Below are 20,402 nucleotides of genomic sequence, written 5' to 3' on the forward strand. Positions count from 1 at the left end.
TGTTATGTATCAATCTTTTGAGGCAACAACAAACCCCACCCATGCCATCGAGCGTATTTCCTCTCTTCGTAAAGAACTCGATCGCCTTGGACTCGATGGTTTTCTTGTTCCACGGTGCGATGAACATCAAGGAGAATATGTTCCTCCTCATGCTCAACGCCTTAGCTGGCTTACGGGTTTTACTGGCTCAGCAGGGACCGCTCTTATTTTAAAAAATAAAGCCATCATTTTCACAGATGGACGCTATAAACTCCAAGTTCGCCAACAAACTGATCCTCATATTTTTGAATATGAAGATCTAATGACCTTTCCTCCTTCACAATGGCTTGAAACAAACGGAAAACAATTGTCTATTGGTTTTGATCCATGGCTCCACACCGTTGCCGCTACAGATTCATTGAGAAAATCCTTAGAGATAAAAGCAGGTGGAAAGCTTATAGCCGTTCAACAAAATCCTATTGACCTTATTTGGTATAATCAACCATCATCACCACAATCTGCTTTATCGATTCATCCTCTTCAATACGCAGGCTGGGAGAGTGATAAAAAACTATCTTTAATTCGCAAAGACATACAACAATCCCGTGCAGATGCTTTTATTTTTACAGATCCCTCCTCTATTGCATGGATATTCAATATACGAGGCAATGATGTTTCCAATACACCTTTTTCTCTTTGTTTTGCTCTCATACCCATAGAAGAAACACCAGCCTTATTCATTGATAGCAAAAAGCTTGGTGAAGAACAAAAACGATATCTGGAACGTTATGCAAAATTATATGAACCAGAACAGTTTATTGTAAAGGTCAAAAATTATAGTCAAAAAGGCATGGTTTTTGCCTTAGATCCACAGTTAACATGCGAAAAGTTACGCACTGTACTTGAAGAGGATGGAAAATCTTTCATCACACTGAGCGACCCAGCTTCTCTACCACGCGCTATTAAGAATGACACAGAGCTTAATGGCGCACGAGAAGCCCACCTGTGCGATGGTGTTGCTCTTACCCGTTTTTTTGCTTGGTTAGACAAACAAACACTAGGCACAATAAATGAAATTTCTGCTGCTCAGAAATTAGAAGAATTTCGCATAAATACAGCAAAAGAGATGGGAAAAAAGCTTGAAGATCTCTCTTTCGATACGATCTCAGCAGCAGGAGCAAATGGAGCAATTATCCATTACCGTGTAACGAATGAAACCAATAAACCACTCAAAGCTGGTGAACTTTATCTTGTTGATTCAGGTGGACAATACCGTGATGGTACGACAGATGTCACACGCACGGTAGCAATTGGGAATATTGGAGAAGAAGAAAAATACTGTTTTACTTTGGTTCTTAAAGGCATGATTGCTCTTTCAACCGCAAAATTTCCCAAAGGAACACGCGGACAAGATATTGATGTTTTAGCACGCATTGCCTTGTGGAAAGCTGGTTTTGATTATGCCCATGGCACGGGTCATGGCGTTGGATCTTATCTTTCTGTTCATGAAGGACCACAAAACATTTCCCGCAAAGGATGCCAAGAATTGATCCCCGGGATGATTCTTTCAAACGAACCTGGATATTATCGCGAAGGTGCTTTTGGTATTCGTATTGAAAATTTACTCATTGTGAAACCAGCGCAAAAAATTGCTGGTAGAGAGAAAGAAATGCTTTCGTTTGAAACACTCACCCATTGCCCTATTGATCAACGATTAATCCTTCCAGAGCTTTTAACACAAGAAGAACGACAATGGTTCAATGACTACCACGCCCGTGTTTATCAGATGAATGCCCCTTATTTAAATGAAGAAGAAAGGCAATGGGCAGAACAAGCAACAATGCCCCTTTAAATGAAGCAATACAACAGTATATGTATCTTTCAAAACTATTTTTTACAAAATATCATATTTTCTCTTTTGAAAAGAAAAACGCGTCTTTACCATCAACAAATACAAAAAATACTTCTATAAAATGATACAAGTTTTTCGCTACGACAAACGCTCTCCCGGACTGAAACAGAATGGGAGGCCTTTACAAAGAGTAATGCTTATCGCCTATTCTCCACCGTCTCCACATGCGTTATAGCTTTATTTTCTTAATATAAAAACTTTTATTATATTTTGTAATCTTCGACTTAAGCTCTCTTAAATCTATTATAATCAATTTATTATGGCATTTGGGATTAAATTCTACATATTTTCTCAAAGTTTTTACCTTGCCTCACAAGGATAATCTATATTAAAAAGCTTGTACATTCTTCACCATAAAAGTTGAAATATAACATTAAGCGCAACATCAATCATTTTTAATGACGTAATAAATATCAAGTGAATAGCGCTCTATTTTTGCAAAAAATATCCCCTGTCGTTCCTCATTTTAGGGATAATCATCAAGAGCAATACAAAAGCTTTCATACAATCGAGGGGCCCCACTTCGAAATCATATTCAATAAAAATAATATGTCTCAAAAAAACTCTACCAAGATTTCTGCTTTATTACTTCTTCAAATTTTAAAGATGTAGACAATATATGCATTTCTTTACCGATAAAAATGGAGCGCTTCAATTGCATCTGTGATAAGATTTTTTGCTTTATCCGAAATAGAAAAACTTCCTCAAAACCAGAAAATGGAATACCAAAGGCTATATCTTTTTTCTTTATGAACGAGACAAAAGACGCTTCATTACACGTCCTAAATAAAGAAAGAATGACAAATACTTGTTAATTCACCATGCTTGAAGAATCTCCACCCTACAATATGGCTCAAACAGCTATCACCAAGCGAATAACCTCAACAGCTATTTTTTAGCTTTACGCCATTTTGTTCTCATCAAAAATCCAATCAACCATAAAAATGGCAGAAAGATAACCGCACGAACAGCATACACATCTTCTAGAAAAGATCCTTTTAAACATTATGCCCTTCAATCAGCTGTAGCCAAGCCTCTTCATCAATAACCTCAACACCTAATTCTTCAGCTTTAGTCAATTTTGATCCCGCTCCAGGCCCTGCAACAAGAAGATCTGTTTTTTTAGAAAGCGAACCCGATGTTTTGGCCCCTAATCGCTCTGCCAATGCTTTTGCTTCATCGCGTGACATATGTGCTAGAGTTCCTGTAAAAACAATAATCTTCTCCGCTATTGGTGAAGAATCTGTCATGATAGGTACCTCATCAAGAGGTGTTACTTCTTCAAGCAAAACAGACAAAACCTCACGGTTATGTGCTTCCTTATAGAAATCAACAATTGCGCTCCCTACCTGTGGTCCAATTCCTTCAATATTGGTAAGTTCCATCCAAGCTTCATTGCTTTCTTTATTTTCCTGCTCACATGGCATAAGTGCTTCCATAGCCGCCATTTCAAAAGCTCTATAAGTTTGATAAGCCCGTGCAAGGCGGCGTGCATTCACCTCTCCAACATGACGAATCCCCAATGCAAACAAAAAACGGCTTAAAGGAATTTTGCGGCGTGCATTAATGGCATCATACAATTTCCGAACTGAAACAGTACCAAAGCCTTCTATATTTTCCAAACGTATCAAAGACTTTTCTTGGCGCCGTTCTAAAGTAAAAATATCGGCTGGTGTATGAATACAAAGTGCCTCATCTTGAGCATGGAAAAAAAACTCTACCTGTTTTTTACCCAAGCCCTCAATATCAAAAGCATTGCGTGCAACAAAATGACGAATACGCTCAATCGCCTGAGCTGGACAAATAAGCACCCCCGTACAGCGGCGCACAGCTTCTCCCTCTTCACGAACAGCATGACTCCCACAAGCTGGACACAAATGAGGAAAAATAAAAACAGCAGAATCTTTTGGACGTTTTTCAATGATAACATCAATGACTTGAGGGATCACATCACCAGCACGTTGTACAATCACGCTATCCCCAACACGAATATCGCGCCCTTCACGAATGGGCTCTCCTTTATGACCAATTCCCTTAATATAATCCTCATTATGCAAACTGGCATTGGTCACCACCACTCCACCAACAGTAATAGGCGTAAGGCGTGCAACAGGTGTCAAAGCTCCCGTGCGACCAACTTGAATATCAATATCTTCCAAAAGCGCTATTGCTTTTTCTGCTGGAAATTTATGCGCTATCGCCCAACGTGGCGAACGAGAAACAAACCCTAAGCGCTTTTGAAGCAGCAAATCATTCACCTTATAAACAATACCATCAATATCATAGTTTAAAGAATGACGGCGTTCTTCGATATCGTGATAATAGGAAATAATTTCTTCTAATGTCTTAAAGACTTTTGTTAATGGGTTGATTACAAAGCCATATTCTTTTAGCTTTTTCATCATCTCCATTTGACTTTCTGCAAATACTTCACTCACCTCACCACAAGCATAAGCAAAAAATTGCAGCTTTCTACGGGCAGTTATCCGTGAATCAAGCTGACGGAGAGAACCTGCCGCTGCATTTCGAGGGTTAGCAAAAGTTAACTTTCCCTTCTTTTGTTGGTTTATATTAAGAGCTTGGAAATCTTCCCGCCCCATGTAAACTTCACCGCGAATCTCAATGATATCAGGAAAATCACCTTGCAAAACTTGTGGAATATCAGCAATTGTCCGAGCATTCGCCGTCACATTTTCACCGACAGTTCCATCACCCCGCGTTGCCGCACGTACAAGCCGCCCCTTTTCGTAGCGTAAAGACAACGACAAACCATCAATTTTGGGCTCCGCCGTTATTTCCAACACTTGTGTTTCTGAAAGCCGTAAAAAACGATGAATACGCTCAACAAATTCACGAACATCTGCAGCACTAAAGGCATTATCAAGTGAAAGCATCGGTTGTGCATGAACAGATTTTTCAAACTTTTCAGAAATTGGTGCCCCAATTTTATGTGAAGGGGAATCCACACGAATAAGCTCTGGAAAGAGAGCTTCAATTTCCGCATTACGACGGCGTAAAGCATCATATTCTGCATCAGAAATTTCAGGCTGATCATCACGATTATAAAGTACATCATGACGTGCAATCTCTTTTGCCAACCATTCTAATTCACGTTCTGCTTCAACAGCAGTAAGGTTTTTAATTCCGTCCTTGTTCATAAAATCTATTCCAAATAGTGGGCCATAACCGCAAAAATCTCAACTTTTTCATCATGAAGTGAATTCAAATGAACAAATGATTACCAGTAAAATAATTGATAAACGATATTTTTATCGTTGAATCACTTCAACCTTTATGCCAAAAGCTTTTGAGCAGCAGCCCGTGCTTCCTCAGTAATCTGTTCCCCTGCCAACATACGAGCAATTTCTTCTGCACGCTCCTGCTCTTCCATTTTATGAATAGCCGTAATAAAATGCCCTTTATCATCACTTTCAATTTTTGAAATAAGAAAATGACTATGCGCTTTTGACGCAACTTGGGGGGCATGCGTAATAGCAAAAACCTGAATCTTTTTCGACAAACGTTGCAACCGTTGCCCAATAGCCGCCGCAACAGCCCCCCCAGCGCCTGTATCAATTTCATCAAAAATCAGCGTGGGAGCAGATCCTCGATCAGATAACACAACTTTTAATGCTAATAAAAAACGAGATAACTCACCACCAGAAGCCACACTCAACATGGGTCCAGCACGTGTTCCAGGATTTGTTCGAACCCAATATTCAATACGATCACACCCTTCTGCATTTCGCCTTTCAACATCAGTCTGCATTTCAACAATAAATTCTGCCTTTTCTAATTTCAATGCCGGCAATTCAGCCATAACACTTTTAGATAAATGCTTTGCTGTTTCCCGACGCTTTATTGTTAAAGCTTGTGCCAAGGTATCATAATTTTTCTTTGCCTGCTCTGCCTCATCTTCAAAACGTACCAATATGGACTGAGCTTCTTCAAAATCAGCCAGTTCGGCATCCATTTTATCGCGTAACTGAACCAATTCATCAGCAGATACTTGATATTTACGAGCAAAACCGCGAAGAGCAAAAAGACGTTCTTCTATCCGTTCCAATTCATCAGGTTCAAAATCCAATGCCCGCATTGCCGATTCAATACCTTCTTGTGCTGTAGCAAGAGCACACAATGCCTCATCAATAGATTTCACCACTGGTGCAATAAGCTCTTCTGCCTCAGGAATTTTCCGCTCCAAACGCCTTACCAAATTAGAAAGAACCGGAATTGGCGATTTTTGACCCGTTAATAGATCATCTGCTTCTTTAATATCCGTTGCTATTTTTTCTAACTTAAGCATATCGGCACGACGAAGAGAAAGAGCATCCTCTTCACCAACTTGAAAATCAAGCTTTTCAAGTTCTTCTAAACATGCACGAAGATAATCAACCTCACGGACAGCACTTTGTACTTTAAGATGTTGTTGTTGCAAACGCTCCTCAAATTCACGCCATGTGTGATAACACCGACGCAATTTTTCCACCTCATCTTCAAGCCCGCCAAAAGCATCTAATAATTGGCGATGTGCCGCAACATCAACAAGCGCACGATCATCATGCTGTCCGTGAATTTCAACCAAGTGACGACCAACACTCCGCATTAAGGAAACACTCGCCACCTGATCATTGATAAAAACACGACTGCGTCCATCACTTGATTGCACACGCCGTAAAATGATATCGCCTTCCTCATCAAGACCATTCTCACGAATAAGCTGACGCGCAGGATGTGAGATAGGGACATCAAAAACAGCCGTAACCTGCCCGCGGTTAGTACCATGACGCACAAGCGAAGCATCACCCCGTCCCCCAAGAGCAAGCGACAAAGCATCAAGGAGAATAGATTTTCCTGCCCCTGTTTCTCCAGTTAAAACCGTCAACCCCGCCGTAAAATGAATATCGAGCGCTTCGATCAAAACAATATTATGAATCGAAAGCTGTACCAGCATAGAGAATCAACGCGCTCTCTTTTTATCACCACCTAAAGCATTTGAAATCCAAGAAGATTTATGCTCATGGGGCGATATTTTATTCTTTTGCAAGAGATTATAAGAAAATTTATACCACTCACTTTTGGGATAATTACGTCCTAAAATAGCTGCTGCCGTCTGCGCTTCCGCCGTCAAACCAAGAGCAAGATTAACTTCCGTTAAGCGGAAAAGCGCTTCTTCAATTTGATTTGTATCGGAATACTCCTCAACGACGGTACGAAACCGTCTACTTGCAGCAAGATAGCGTCGCCCCTCTTCATAATAACGGCCAATCTGCATTTCTTTACCAGCCAACTGTTCGCGCCCGAAACGTATTTTATCCTTAGCATCCTTGACATATTCAGAATTCGGATAACGCTCTATAAGGAGCTGCATCGCAGCAATAGCACGTTTCGTATCACGTTGATCACGTGTAATATCAGGAATCCGACGGAAAGAAGAAAGACCAATAATATAGTACGCATAAGCCGAGTCATTAGACCCTGGATAAAGAGTAATATAGCGTTGAGCCATACTAATTGAATCATCATACTTTCCAAGTCGATAATTTGTAAAAGCCCCCATGACCAAAGATTTACGGCCCCAGTCCGTATAAGCGTACTGTTTTTCAATCTTCAAAAACTTCTTTGATGCATCCGCAAGCCGCCCACTCTCAAGACTAGCAAGTGCTTGATTATAGAGAACATCTGGTGGATCTATTTTCAAAACATAAGCAGATGGATCAAGGGTATTCTTCTCTTTAAAGAGGCATCCTGCTAACATACAAGTGCTTCCCAAAAGTAGCCCCCCCAATATCTTGCGTACAATGTCAGATTTTCTATATGCCATATTTCTAATGCACACACGAGATTTTTTCATAGTTTTTCCGGCCTCCCGAGAATATCACCTTGTAGCAAAAATAATTTGTTAAAAGTTTTTATACCATATCACTTTAAAATGCACATAACCAATTTAGTCGTTTAGGTCAATCATCCCCTTAAAAATCAAATAAACGATAAAAAAGTCTTGTCAATTTTCTTTTATTCTTTCTTTAAAGAGCTCTTTTCATAACATGATTCTTCTGCCAAAACTGCTCTCACCAATTGTGCATTAATTCTATGCCCACTACAATAAGAACGAAATAACCCAATAAAAGGGCACCCGAGTAAAGCAGTATCGCCAATCGCATCAAGCATCTTATGCCGAACACATTCATTTTCCCAATAAGGACCATCGGGATTTAAAATTTTGTCATCAAAGCCAATAACAAGAGAATTTTCCAAAGAAGCGCCTCTCGCTTTTCCAGAAAGCCGTAACTTTTCCACATCTTTGATAAAACCAAAAGTACGTGCACGAGACAAATTATCTCGAAATCCTTGGCTGGTAAGATCAAAACTAAAATGTTGTTCACCAATAGCAGAAGAAGGAAAAGAGATCGTTACATCAAAACGACGTCCATCAAATGGCAAAAGCTCTGCAAAACCATGAGCCCCTTCAACCCGCAACGGCTTTTTTATAATGCAATAAGAACGGTATGCATCTTGCTGAACAATGCCTGCCTCTTCAAAAGCTTGGCAATATTGCCATGCAGAACCATCTAAAATAGGGATCTCATTGTGCGACATTTCAATAACAAGATTGTCCAAATTATAAGCAGCAATGGCTGCCATTAAATGTTCAATGGTTTCAACCCTTATCTCTCCATCTCCAAGCACTGTTGATAACTCAGTTTCTCCTGTTTGCGATGCATGAGCTTGAAATATTTTTTCTGTTCCATCTAATCCACAACGTTTAAAAACAATACCACACCCCACATCAGCTGGACAAACCTTTACCACGGACAAACAGCCACTGTGAACGCCAATCCCCTTAAATGTTACTGCTTTTTTAAGAGTAGACTGATATTTTTGCACAAAATTCATCACATCATTTTACCAAACTTGCTATATCATTTTATTGCATTTCTTTTACATTTTTTAATAAAATGTATAAAATCATAAAGAAATATTCACAGTAAATAATAAAAAAAACCGCTTATAATTAAGCGGCTTTTTTTTAGCAAAGTATTTTATCCAAAACAACAGTATATTTTACTGTATAATTTCTAAGTCATAGTCAAAGAGATCATAACATTTCTTACTGCCTCACCTTTTATTAATTAATTTGCCTGACGACGTAAAAATGCTGGTATTTCCAACTGATCTTCTTCACTGATAAAAGTACGTTGATCTTGTGGTACCTGAGGATGCAACGCACCAGAACGACGAGGAACATAAACAGAAGCATCTTGAGAAAGTGCCTGAGAATTTTTATTGTAAAGGTGAGACTCTTGCAGCTGTGATGATCTCACAGCAGGCTCCAATCTTGCTTCTGGCTCTGCTTCCTCACGATGTGTCAAACTCTGCTTTAATCTCTGCCAAAGATTACGAGGACCTTGATCAGTCGCAGATGTTCTTTGACTTTGTCCATGAGCAACAGGAGGAAAATCCTTTAACTCAGGCATACGCATTGGAGCACGCGCCTGCATCTGTTGCATTTGTTTTGGTTGCACTAGCTTTTCTTTTTGCTTCACAATCTCTGTCATCTCATCAAGAACATGCGCTGTTGCCTCCATGCTTACGGGAGCCGCCATAGCTTGTTGATAACCTCGACTTACTTGCATACGTGGACCATTTGATATCTGATCCTGCACAGTATTGGAACCATAAGCAACAGATTTTGTCGCACTTCGTGTCGCCATTGCTTCTGCAGGCTGTGCAAAAATTTGACTTTTTGGACGAAACTGTTCTCCTGCTGGCTTCCCCTTTTCTATTTCAAGTGACTCGATGACTTCTACCATTGATTCAGAACGCAAGGGTGATGACTGAACATGAAAAGAACTGTGTGGCGTTCCAGGATCGTTCTTGCGTATTGAAGAGCTTGGCCTTTGAAACTGAGGCTGAGAAGATTGAACCACATCACTAACCTCACGATCAATACCGGTAGCAACCACAGAAACGCGAATAACACCTTCCAATGACTCATCATCAATGGCCCCAAAGATCACATTCGCATCAGCATCCACTTCTTCACGAATACGATTAGCAGCTTCATCCACCTCAAAGAGAGTCATATCACGCCCCCCTGTAATAGAAATCAATAAACCACGTGCTCCACGCATAGAGGTATCATCCAACAACGGGTTTGCAATAGCAGCTTCAGCAGCAGCCAAAGCACGCCCTTCACCAGATGCTTCACCCGTTCCCATCATAGCACGGCCCATTTCGTGCATAACAGAACGAACATCAGCAAAATCGAGGTTAATCAAGCCCTCTTTAATCATCAAATCCGTAATGGAAGCAACACCAGAATAAAGCACTTGGTCAGCCATAGCAAAAGCATCAGCAAATGTTGTCTTATCATTTGCAATACGGAAAAGATTCTGATTAGGAATAACAATCAATGTATCAACAGACTTTTGTAACTCTTCAATACCAGCCTCTGCCGTTTTCATACGACGTGCCCCTTCAAACTGAAATGGCTTTGTCACAACACCAACGGTCAAAATCCCTTTTTCACGCGCTGCACGAGCCACAACGGGCGCAGCCCCTGTTCCAGTTCCTCCCCCCATACCAGCAGTAATAAAAACCATATGAGAGTCTGCAAGGTGATCGATAATTTCATCAATACATTCCTCTGCCGCCGCTTGTCCCACTTCTGGTAAAGCCCCAGCACCCAAACCTTCTGTCACAGCTGCACCAAGCTGGATAACACGTTCAGCCTTTGACATAGCCAAAGCCTGTGCATCCGTATTTGCCACAACAAAGTCAACTCCCTGAAGACCAGCATTAATCATATTATTCACGGCATTCCCGCCACCACCTCCAACACCAAAAACGGTAATGCGTGGCTTCAATTCCGCGATATCTGGCCGATGCAGATTAATCGTCATTTTCTTTTCCTTCTCATAAGACACCGCAAGCCAAAGCGATGAAATTTATCTAACTAGACTTAACTAAAAACTCTCACGCAACCATTGACCAACACGCTGAAAATACCCACGCGTGCCCATCAATAAATGATTTCCTGCCGCCTGCATTGTTTTTTCTTCAAAACCCACCAATTGCGGATAAATTAACAACCCAACAGCAGATGTAAACGCCGCCCCTTTTGCAAGAGAAGGAAGCCTAGAAATACCTAAAGGCCGCCCGATACGAACATTTCTTCCTAATATAGTACGTGCCACTTCCGGCAATCCTGTTAACTGGCTTGCCCCCCCAGTCAAAATAACACGCTTACCAATGATGTGACCAAAACCTGAACGATTTAAACAATCACGAACCATTTCTAAAATTTCTTCAACACGCGCACGAATGATGCGCCCAAGAACCGCGCGAGGATATTGCGTTTCACGCTGTTCACTCCCGATTTCCGCTACATTAATCATTTGCTGCTCATCAGCACTTGTTAAAAGTGCTGAACCATAAACAACTTTTAAACGTTCCGCCTCTGTTAGAGACATAGAAAATCCGCGCGCAACATCAAGCGTCACATGATGCCCCCCAACAGCAAGAGCATCTGCATGGACAAATTTTCCCTCAAAAAACACTGAACACGTTGTTGTTCCACCCCCAAAATCAATACATGCAGCCCCTAAATGCGCCTCATCATTCATCAAGACAGCAAGACCACTTGCAAAGGGAGTAGCAACCATTGCTTCAACACTCAAATGTGCACGATTAATACAAGTTTCTAAATTACGTAAAGCTGCGGTTTCCGCTGTTACCACATGCACATCGACACCAAATGTTTCCCCTGCCATGCCAATAGGATCAGAAATGCCTTTATCTCCATCCAAAACATAAGAGACTGGAACTGAATGCATAACATGACGTTCCGCATCAAAAGCTTTACGCGACACATCTGAAAAGGCCATACGCATATCGCGCTTGGTGACTTCACGACCATTCAAATGGACCCTTCCATGAAGCAAAGCACTTTGTAATCGACTTGAGGAAAAGTTCACAATCACTGAATCCACCACCAAACCCGCCATTTTTTCTGCCGCATCAACAGCCAAGCGAATTGATTGTTCTGCTGCAAACATATCCATGACAACACCAGATTTAATACCGCGTGAACGCTGTACGCCAAAGCCTAGAATTTCCATAGAATGTGTACGCCCATGTAAATAGTGCGCATGCTTTAAAGGACGCAAACAAGCAATAAGACAAACAATTTTACTAGAGCCGACATCAAGAACCGTTAAAAAACGTGTCTTACGCCCCCCCAGATGATGTGATCTAAGCAACATCATAGGTTTCTTGCCTTTCGCGCTTTTAAAATACGTTCTTCCTCTACAACACCAGCATTATAACGTTCCAATGTTTCATCGGATAAAGAAACAGTAATGCGATCAGCAAGCCGTAAATCAACACTGAGAATATCGCGTGATAAAAGATCTTGCATGGCACCGGACGAAACAAGAGAGGAAAGCCTTTCAAGAGCACCATTTTCAGGCAACATAACGCGCATTCTATTATCCAAAACAAGATCCCAACGCCGATCACCCACCCGCACAAAAGCACGAACACGATCATATACTGGCCGATACACTGACAGCGCTTGAATAAATCCTTTAGCTGCATTTTGCGCACCCTGCCCAACCACAAGAGGCAAACCCCGAACAACTTTTCCTTTAAAGGGCACAATAACACGCCCCGTATTATCAACGATATCCATCATGCCATCATGTTGCCAAATAGCATAAGGTTCACGCTCCACGATGGAAATACGCACCCTATTGGGATAAATCTTCTGAACATTCGCCGATTGAACCCAAGCCTGTTTTTCCAAAAGAGAACGTGCTTTTTCAACATCAAAAGTGAAGATAGAAGGCGCAACATCAAGTTGTAAAATTTTCAAAATATCCTGCTTTGCCAATCGCTTATTACCACTAATATCGACATCGACGACCATAAAACCACTATCCGATATGATCGTGTTAACGACCACAGCCATCTGACCACTTGATGAAAGCCCATAAAAAGCTGTAGCAAAGAAAAACCATACAACAGCAAAGGAGCCGAAATGGCGTGGAATATGAATATTGACAACAACAGTCTCAAACATAAACCGAAGAAAACGACGATAAAGACGTGGAAAAGCCGGCACTGAAAGCACCTCCATCGGAATATTTATTCTATTAACATTCAACGCATACATGATGCATCCTCCACCATCCATTGAATAATATCGCCGTAAGTACGGCCACTCGCTTTTGCAATATCAGGAAGAAGAGACGTCGATGTCATACCGGGTTGCGTATTAATTTCAAGCCAAATCAATTCTCCTGTTTTTTCATCAAAACGAAAATCAGAACGGCTAACACCTCGACACCCTATCGCCTGATGGGCTGCTAAAGACATTCTTTGCACACTTTGGTAAATATTTAGTGAAAGTTGTGCAGGACAAATGTGAAGAGAGCCACCCGTTTTATATTTTGAGTCATGATCGTAGAATGAAAAGTGTTTATCGGGAAGAATTTCACACACATCCAACACTTCATTCCCCAAGACAGCACAAGTCAATTCACGACCAGGAATATATTTTTCAACCATCACCTCATCTGTATACTTCCATTCAGCTCCCCTAATATTATGCAACGATGCAGTTTCATTTTCCTGGACAATAACAACACCAAAACTTGATCCTTCACACACCGGTTTAATGACATAAGGAGGCTCCATAGGATGCGTTTTCCCAATAACAAAGCGGTTCATGATACGAGAAGGCGCAACACAAACCCCAGCATTTGCAGCAATAATTTTTGCACGCCCCTTATCCATGGCCAAAGCAGATGCCATCACGCCAGAATGGGTATAAGGAATTTTCAAATATTCAAGAATCCCTTGAATTCGACCATCTTCACCAAAGGGACCATGCAATGCATTAAAGGCAATATCAGGCTGCAACTGTTCAAGAACAGAAGCAATATGAGCGTCAACATCCACGCGGCTTACGCGATATCCCAGTGCCTCAAGAACATCAGCACAAGCCGCCCCTGAAGATAAACTAATAGAGCGTTCAGAAGAAAAACCTCCCATTAACACAGCTATATGTTTATCTTTCATAATAAATCACCCTCTTTTGCATACTATATGTAGCTCATATGGAACATAGCAGTACCACATACAGGAAAAACAAGGTTTATCCTTGCGAATCAATAACCTAGCATTTTGCATAATGAATCAGACTCAAAAGCTTGATGCAAGAGATTCTTTGTTAATTTATTGATTTTTAATGGAATTTTTTATTATCTCTTTGAAATGACTCAATTTTTTATTTACACTTTTTTAGTGAACGATAATTCAATAAAATGGATCAAAAGAAGAAATACCTCGACCCTGCTCAAATTGACCAATACGCTCGATTTCCCATTGTAAAAGGTGCGCTGAATGTTCAAAAACACGCGCACGCACTGTTTCTCCCAATGCCTCAAGATCATATCCTGTTGCTTGCCCTGTATTAATCATAAAATTACAGTGCATTTCACTCATTTGAGCGCCACCAATTCGTAAACCTCGACACCCTGCTCCATCAATCACGCGCCACGCGGATGTATCTTTAGGATTTTTAAAAGTTGATCCCCCTGTTTTTTCGCGAATAGGTTGCACTGTTTCTCTATGGAGAGCAACTTCATCCATCGCAGCACGAATAGCATCTTTATTACTGGGTTCCCCTTCCAATAAAGCAGCGGTAAAAATAAAATCTTTAGGAATATCACAATGGCGATAAGAATAATGCATATCTTTCAAACTCAAGATATGACGTTGTCCTTTACGATCCAGCGCATAGACCTCAACAACACGCGCTGCGGTTTCAACACCATTCGCACCCGCATTCATTTTGAGAGCGCCTCCAAGACCACCAGGAATACCATGATAAAAATGAAACCCTGCAATTTCTGCCTTTAAAGCAGCAGCAGCTAAATGTTTATCCGCCGTCCCAGCGCCAACGAAAAAGCCTTTTGAAGAAACTTGCTGCACTTGCCCAAAATTTTTGGGTGAAAGACGAATCACAACCCCAGGCACCCCCCCATCACGCACCAGAAGATTAGAACCAATACCGACAATTGTTACAGGAACATATTCAGGCAAATTTCGAAGAAAGAGAGCCAAATCCTCTTCATCAACAGGCTGATAAAAAAGCTCTGCCAACCCGCCCGTGCGAAACCATGTCACCTTACGCATCTCAACATTAGGGGTAAGCTTGCCTCTTACATTCCCCAACAGCGGTTGCAATTGCGCCAATAGCGCCTCACCATCAATGTTTTGAAAATTTATCATGACCATCAAGTCCCAACTGGTGAGGCAACGCACAAGCCCATTGTGTGATATTGCCAGCACCAAGAAAAACAACATAATCCTCTGCCTGAGCAAATTTTGAGACAAAAGACACAACATCTTCCAGACCATGTATCAAGCGCACATCACGATGACCAGCCATTTTAATATGCTCTACCAATTCTTGCGAACCAAACCCTTCGATAGGCTCTTCACCAGCTGCATAAACGGGGGTAATCAACACAGTATCTGCATCATTAAAACAAGAAGAAAAATCATCAAATAAATGATACAAACGCGAATAACGATGAGGTTGTGCAATAGCAATGACACGCCCTTTTGCACTCTCACGTGCCGCACGCAAAACAGCCTTTATTTCAACAGGGTGATGTCCATAATCATCAAATATTTCAATGCCACACCAACTTCCTGTTCGCGTAAAACGCCGTTTTACGCCACCAAATTCCGCCAAACCCTTCTTTATCAATTCATTTGAAATGCCAAGTTCATGCGCAATAGCTATTGCTGCTGTTGCATTGGCAACATTATGCTGTCCTGTCATGGGTAAAAGTAATTTTTTTAACTCAATCTTTTTTCCTGTCTTGCGTGAACGAATAAGAACATCAAAATACGTTTTTTGACCATTCATCGAAAGATTTAAAAAACGAACATCCGCTTGTGGATTTGCACCATAAGTGATCACCCAACGATCATCAATACGGCCCGCCAATGACTGAACTTCTGGATGATCAAGGCACAAGACAGCAAAACCATAAAAAGGAACATTTTCCACGAATTGTCGAAAAGCTGCGCGGACAGCATCAAAACTTCCATAATGATCCAAATGCTCAGCGTCAATATTGGTAACAACAGCAATATCAGCAGGAAGCTTTAAAAATGTACCATCACTTTCATCAGCTTCAACAATCATCCAATCGCCCTCTCCTGTACGAGAATTCGTACCATAAGCATTAATAATACCACCATTAATCACAACGGGATCAAAACGACCAGCATCAAGAAGCGCTGCAATCATTGATGTGGTCGTTGTTTTACCATGTGTACCCCCCACCGCAATTGCACGCCGAAAGCGCATCAGCTCCGCAAGCATTTCTGCACGTCTGACAAGCGGCAAATGTCTTTCTTTCGCCGCGATATACTCAGGATTTGTTTTTTTAACGGCAGTAGAAAAAACAACAACTTCTGCATTCCCTAAATTTTCAGCACAATGACCAATATCAACGTTAATTCCTTTTCTCCGCAAACGTTCAACATTTGCGCTCTCAACTTGATCGGACCCTTGAACTTTATAGCCAAGATTATAAAAAACCTCCGCAATTCCACTCATGCCAATCCCACCAATTCCAATAAAATGGATAACGCCTATATCAAGTGGCATTTTCATCAAAAAGCTCCTCTTTTATATCTGACAACAATCGTCCTGCAATCAAGGCTTCAGCCATATCAGCAAGGCAACGGGTTGCATGAGGTTGCCCAACTTTTTTTGCAGCAAGCGCTTGTTTTTTCAATAAATGGGGTGCATAACAAACTCGCGTTAGAAGAGAAGCAAGTTTTTGTGCATTTAAATCTTTTTCTAAAACAATTTGCGCACCCCCCACACGCGCCAAAAGTGCAGCATTGGCTGCCTGATCATGATCCAAAGCATGAGGATAAGGGATAAGCACAGCAGGTCTACCAATCACCGCTATCTCACAGACCGATGAAGCCCCAGCGCGCGACAAGATCAAATGGGCATGTGCCATACGTTCAGCCATATCATCAAAGAAAGAAGCAACCTCAGCTTGCACGCCCATATCACGATAGGTTTTGATCAACTCTGCTGCTTCACCACGAACTTGCTGTACAATTCGTAAGCGTTTACGGTTCTGATCATCGAGCAAAGCAACCGCTTCTGGAACAATATGTGAAAAAAAAGAAGCCCCTTGACTACCCCCAAAAATCAAAAAATTAAATGGCTCTTCCCCCACTGGCGAATAATAAGGAATTTCTGCCGCCTTCAACACAGCCTCACGCACAGGATTTCCTGTTAAAAGCGTTTTATGAGCATAAGCACCATGTGGCGACAACAAACCACCAGCGATTGCACGCACAAAAATTGCCAATACCCGATTGGCACGCCCCATAACAGCATTTTGCTCATGAATAAATGTTACACGTCGCATTAAGGCTGCCATAAAAAGAGGAGGAAAACTCGGATATCCCCCAAAACCACCAACAAAAACAGGACGTAATTTATAAAATAACGCCAACGATTGCCCCATACCCTTGAGCAAGGACCAAATTGTTTTTATCAAAGCAAAAGGATGGCGTCGTGTAAATGTTGCCGATGAAACGATATGTGTATGCTCTTCATCAAAACTTCGTACAAAAGAGCGCGCTCTTTCATCTGTTATCAAATGAACATCATATCCACGCTGCCTTAATTCAACGCCAAGTGCTTCAGCAGGGAAAAGATGTCCCCCTGTACCACCCGCCACCAAAACAATAACTTTTTTATCATTCATAAGGCGTATCCAAAACAGAAGAAGGAAAAGCTGAAAGACGCCCTTCTGGCCAACGACGTGTTAAGCTGAGTAAAATTCCCATTGAAAACGCAATTGCCACCATCGATGAACCACCATAAGAAATAAACGGCAATGTCATGCCTTTGGGAGGGATTAAGTGAAGATTAACGGCCATATTAATCGCTGATTGAAAGCCAATCATCATGGCTATGCCCGTAACACCAAGACGCATAAAGGAATCACGTGTATTCATGGCTATATACAATGAACGCATAACGATAAAGGCAAAAAGCATCATAATTAACAAACAAAGAATAATACCATATTCTTCAGCAGCAACAGAAAATACAAAATCTGTATGGCTATCAGGAATAATACGTTTTACTGTTCCCTCTCCTGGACCTTGCCCAAACCAACCACCATTCAAAATAGCCTCACGCCCCACATCTACTTGAAAGGTATCTCCTTCTCCTGTCAAAAAACCATTAATACGCTCGCGCACATGATACAAAAAAAGATAAGCGAAAATAATTCCTACAGCACCTAAAATCAGAAAGAGAAAAATAACTGTAAGAGGTACACCAGCAATAAAAAACAGCCCCCCCCATGTTGCACTTATTAAAAGTGTTTGTCCAATATCAGGCTGTAAAACCAGAAGAACACAACAAATGGCATAAAGGAGAGTTGCTAACATATAACCCCAAATTCCCCTCCTGCGTATCTGTTCTGAAAAAAACCAAGCGGACATCACCACAAAAGCTGGCTTCATGAATTCTGAAGCTTGTACAGAAAAACCAAAGAGCAAAATCCACCGCCGTGCTCCCTTTAATTCAGGCCCCCAAAATAAGGTTGCAACCATAAGAGCAAGCGTTACAATAAGCAACAGAGCACATAAACGACGAATATTGGGAAGCGAAAAAAAAGAAATAGTCACCATCGTAAAAAATGCTGCAATGCTAAAAATGATATGCCACCGAACAAAATAAAAACTATCAGCAATTCCGATTTTTTTTGCAATAGTGGGGCTGGCAGCAAAAGACAGCATAATGCCAATCCCCATTAAAATTAAACAAGCTGCAAAAATAGAGCGATCAATCGTCCACCACCAATTCGCAATGGGATCTCTATCTGCACGCGTAACCATTTATATCCACCTTATCTGTTTATAAATTTTCTCAAAGTGATAAGGTTCCCAACCTGTTTGACAAACACTTTAAAAATGAAATTACACAAAAAAAGATTCTGGAGTCTTAACGCAAAAACATTTTTTATAATTGATGTCCCTTTATTATTGTAACTGCATCACCAAAGAGACAAATGCTTCGCCCCGCACCTCATAATTTTTAAATTGGTCATAACTTGCACAAGCAGGTGACAAAAGAACAACCACCTCCTTTGCCTTGCAATGCATTGCGTCAATGGTAGCTTCACGCACCGCATTTTCTAAAGTTAAGCTCATAGAAAAGGGAAGATCAGAACCAATAATGCGCGCAAATTCTTCTGCCGCACTCCCAATCAAATAGGCTTTACGAATTTTAGGAAAAAATTCTCTAAGAGACTCAATGCCTCCTTTTTTCGCCTGTCCTCCAACAATCCAAAAAATATTATTAAAAGCGCAAAGAGCAGGTGCTGTTGCATCGGCATTCGTCGCCTTGCTATCATTGATAAACAAAACCGCCCCCATTTTACGGACCTGCTGCATACGGTGGGGCAATCCTTTATAGCTTGCTAAATGCTTGTTCATAGAAGGATCGGTTATTTTTAAAGCCTGCAACGTTGCCAAGGCCATAAGAGCGTTTTGCGCATTATGGCGTCCGCGCAAAGTGGCCACCAATGCAAGATCTGCAAGCATATGACGCTGTCCTTGACGAACAGAAAAGAGTTTGCTCCCCTCTGCATAAAAACCATTTTCAACAAAATGGTCCTTAGAAATTGCCTCAATTTGATGCCCCTCGTGAAGCAACTGTTGGTACAAAATCTCACAAGCAGCATCATCAACTGAAATAAAAGCCTGAGAAGCCTGAGCAACAAGTTGCCTTTTGGTTTTCACATAACAAGCAAAACTCCCATGGCGATCAATATGATCAGATGTCAAATTCAATAAAAGCCCAATGGTTGGCTGAAGAGAGGGAGTAAGATCAATTTGAAACGATGAACATTCAATCACATAGATACGTTTTTTAACAAAGGGCTTAAGTGTCAATATTGCCTGTCCAATATTTCCCCCCATCTGCACATCATAACCCATTTTTTCCAACAAGTGCACAAGCAAAGCCGTTGTTGTCGACTTCCCATTCGTCCCTGTAATCGCAATGAAAGGAACATCTTGGTCACAAAAACCATAATGCTGTAAAAAATGATGACGTGCACGAACAAATAATTCAATATCACCGATAATTTCTATATTTTCTTTTCGTGCTTTTTCAACAACCCAATGAGGCTTTGGATACATTAAAGGAACACCAGGAGCTAAAATCAAGGCAACAAATTCTGACCAGTCTTCACCGTGAAGATCTCTTGTTGGAATATTTTGCCGAAAAGCTTCTTGCACACTCGCAGAATTATCATCCCATGCCACCACTTCTGCACCGCCATGCATTAATGCTTGTGCCGCTGCTAACCCAGACGCCCCTAATCCAAACAGAGCAACTTTTTGACCTTTATAACACGCAACAGAAATCACAATC

At 41.2% G+C, this 20,402-nt stretch carries 14 protein-coding genes; 1 reads left to right on the forward strand and 13 read right to left on the reverse strand.

From position 1 onward, the window contains the following. Positions 1-4 precede the first annotated feature (4 nt). Positions 5-1,831, forward strand: coding sequence for an aminopeptidase P family protein (locus CEV08_RS02580; protein WP_100130230.1), 1,827 nt, complete (start codon positions 5-7; stop codon positions 1,829-1,831). Between the two features lie 1,058 nt (positions 1,832-2,889). Here CEV08_RS02580 and ligA read toward each other — a convergent pair. The 13 genes from ligA to murD all read right to left on the reverse strand — a co-directional run bounded on the left by ligA (position 2,890) and on the right by murD (position 20,398). After that, positions 2,890-5,049, reverse strand: coding sequence for an NAD-dependent DNA ligase LigA (gene ligA, locus CEV08_RS02585; protein ID WP_100130231.1), 2,160 nt, complete (start codon positions 5,047-5,049; stop codon positions 2,890-2,892). A gap of 134 nt (positions 5,050-5,183) precedes the next feature. Next, the gene (gene recN / locus CEV08_RS02590; RefSeq protein ID WP_100130232.1) at positions 5,184-6,845 is read right to left on the reverse strand and encodes a DNA repair protein RecN; all 1,662 of its coding nucleotides are present in this window, start codon (positions 6,843-6,845) and stop codon (positions 5,184-5,186) included. Positions 6,846-6,851: 6 nt separating this feature from the next. After that, entirely contained in the window at positions 6,852-7,745 is an 894-nt protein-coding gene (locus CEV08_RS02595) for an outer membrane protein assembly factor BamD (protein WP_100130233.1), read from the reverse strand. A 161-nt stretch (positions 7,746-7,906) separates the two neighbouring features. After that, on the reverse strand, positions 7,907-8,791 hold the full coding sequence (gene lpxC / locus CEV08_RS02600; RefSeq protein WP_100130234.1) for a UDP-3-O-acyl-N-acetylglucosamine deacetylase: 885 nt from the start codon (positions 8,789-8,791) through the stop codon (positions 7,907-7,909). Positions 8,792-9,024: 233 nt separating this feature from the next. Continuing rightward, entirely contained in the window at positions 9,025-10,797 is a 1,773-nt protein-coding gene (gene ftsZ / locus CEV08_RS02605) for a cell division protein FtsZ (RefSeq protein ID WP_100130235.1), read from the reverse strand. A 63-nt stretch (positions 10,798-10,860) separates the two neighbouring features. Further along, the gene (gene ftsA, locus CEV08_RS02610; protein ID WP_100130236.1) at positions 10,861-12,162 is read right to left on the reverse strand and encodes a cell division protein FtsA; all 1,302 of its coding nucleotides are present in this window, start codon (positions 12,160-12,162) and stop codon (positions 10,861-10,863) included. Beyond that, positions 12,159-13,070, reverse strand: a complete 912-nt coding sequence (locus CEV08_RS02615; protein ID WP_100130237.1) for a cell division protein FtsQ/DivIB — start codon at positions 13,068-13,070, stop codon at positions 12,159-12,161. The genes ftsA and CEV08_RS02615 overlap by 4 nt, the downstream gene beginning before the upstream one ends. Continuing rightward, on the reverse strand, positions 13,058-13,978 hold the full coding sequence (locus CEV08_RS02620; protein ID WP_100130238.1) for a D-alanine--D-alanine ligase: 921 nt from the start codon (positions 13,976-13,978) through the stop codon (positions 13,058-13,060). Before CEV08_RS02620 ends, CEV08_RS02615 begins: the two co-directional genes overlap by 13 nt. 237 nt (positions 13,979-14,215) lie before the next feature. Then, the gene (gene murB, locus CEV08_RS02625) at positions 14,216-15,193 is read right to left on the reverse strand and encodes a UDP-N-acetylmuramate dehydrogenase (protein WP_100130239.1); all 978 of its coding nucleotides are present in this window, start codon (positions 15,191-15,193) and stop codon (positions 14,216-14,218) included. After that, on the reverse strand, positions 15,171-16,595 hold the full coding sequence (gene murC, locus CEV08_RS02630) for a UDP-N-acetylmuramate--L-alanine ligase (protein WP_100130240.1): 1,425 nt from the start codon (positions 16,593-16,595) through the stop codon (positions 15,171-15,173). The genes murB and murC overlap by 23 nt, the downstream gene beginning before the upstream one ends. Then, entirely contained in the window at positions 16,579-17,715 is a 1,137-nt protein-coding gene (murG, locus tag CEV08_RS02635) for an undecaprenyldiphospho-muramoylpentapeptide beta-N-acetylglucosaminyltransferase (protein ID WP_100130241.1), read from the reverse strand. Before murG ends, murC begins: the two co-directional genes overlap by 17 nt. Continuing rightward, on the reverse strand, positions 17,708-18,859 hold the full coding sequence (locus CEV08_RS02640; RefSeq protein ID WP_100130242.1) for an FtsW/RodA/SpoVE family cell cycle protein: 1,152 nt from the start codon (positions 18,857-18,859) through the stop codon (positions 17,708-17,710). The genes murG and CEV08_RS02640 overlap by 8 nt, the downstream gene beginning before the upstream one ends. 144 nt (positions 18,860-19,003) lie before the next feature. After that, positions 19,004-20,398 carry a UDP-N-acetylmuramoyl-L-alanine--D-glutamate ligase gene (murD, locus tag CEV08_RS02645; RefSeq protein ID WP_100130243.1) on the reverse strand — a complete coding sequence of 465 codons (1,395 nt, stop codon included), beginning with the start codon at positions 20,396-20,398 and terminating at the stop codon, positions 19,004-19,006. Between the last annotated feature and the right edge of the window lie 4 nt (positions 20,399-20,402).

Source organism: Bartonella tribocorum (assembly GCF_002778015.1).
GTDB lineage: Bacteria > Pseudomonadota > Alphaproteobacteria > Rhizobiales > Rhizobiaceae > Bartonella > Bartonella tribocorum_B.

Excerpts from the sequence above, each read along its gene's own strand:
- murC (WP_100130240.1), bottom strand. The coding sequence starts at position 16,595 with ATGAAAATGCCACTTGATATAGGCGTTATCCATTTTATTGGAATTGGT.
- CEV08_RS02640 (WP_100130242.1), bottom strand. The coding sequence starts at position 18,859 with ATGGTTACGCGTGCAGATAGAGATCCCATTGCGAATTGGTGGTGGACG.
- murB (WP_100130239.1), bottom strand. The coding sequence starts at position 15,193 with ATGATAAATTTTCAAAACATTGATGGTGAGGCGCTATTGGCGCAATTG.
- ligA (WP_100130231.1), bottom strand. The coding sequence starts at position 5,049 with ATGAACAAGGACGGAATTAAAAACCTTACTGCTGTTGAAGCAGAACGT.
- CEV08_RS02595 (WP_100130233.1), bottom strand. The coding sequence starts at position 7,745 with ATGAAAAAATCTCGTGTGTGCATTAGAAATATGGCATATAGAAAATCT.
- CEV08_RS02615 (WP_100130237.1), bottom strand. The coding sequence starts at position 13,070 with ATGTATGCGTTGAATGTTAATAGAATAAATATTCCGATGGAGGTGCTT.
- ftsZ (WP_100130235.1), bottom strand. The coding sequence starts at position 10,797 with ATGACGATTAATCTGCATCGGCCAGATATCGCGGAATTGAAGCCACGC.
- murG (WP_100130241.1), bottom strand. The coding sequence starts at position 17,715 with ATGAATGATAAAAAAGTTATTGTTTTGGTGGCGGGTGGTACAGGGGGA.
- ftsA (WP_100130236.1), bottom strand. The coding sequence starts at position 12,162 with ATGATGTTGCTTAGATCACATCATCTGGGGGGGCGTAAGACACGTTTT.
- CEV08_RS02620 (WP_100130238.1), bottom strand. The coding sequence starts at position 13,978 with ATGAAAGATAAACATATAGCTGTGTTAATGGGAGGTTTTTCTTCTGAA.
- CEV08_RS02580 (WP_100130230.1), top strand. The coding sequence starts at position 5 with ATGTATCAATCTTTTGAGGCAACAACAAACCCCACCCATGCCATCGAG.
- recN (WP_100130232.1), bottom strand. The coding sequence starts at position 6,845 with ATGCTGGTACAGCTTTCGATTCATAATATTGTTTTGATCGAAGCGCTC.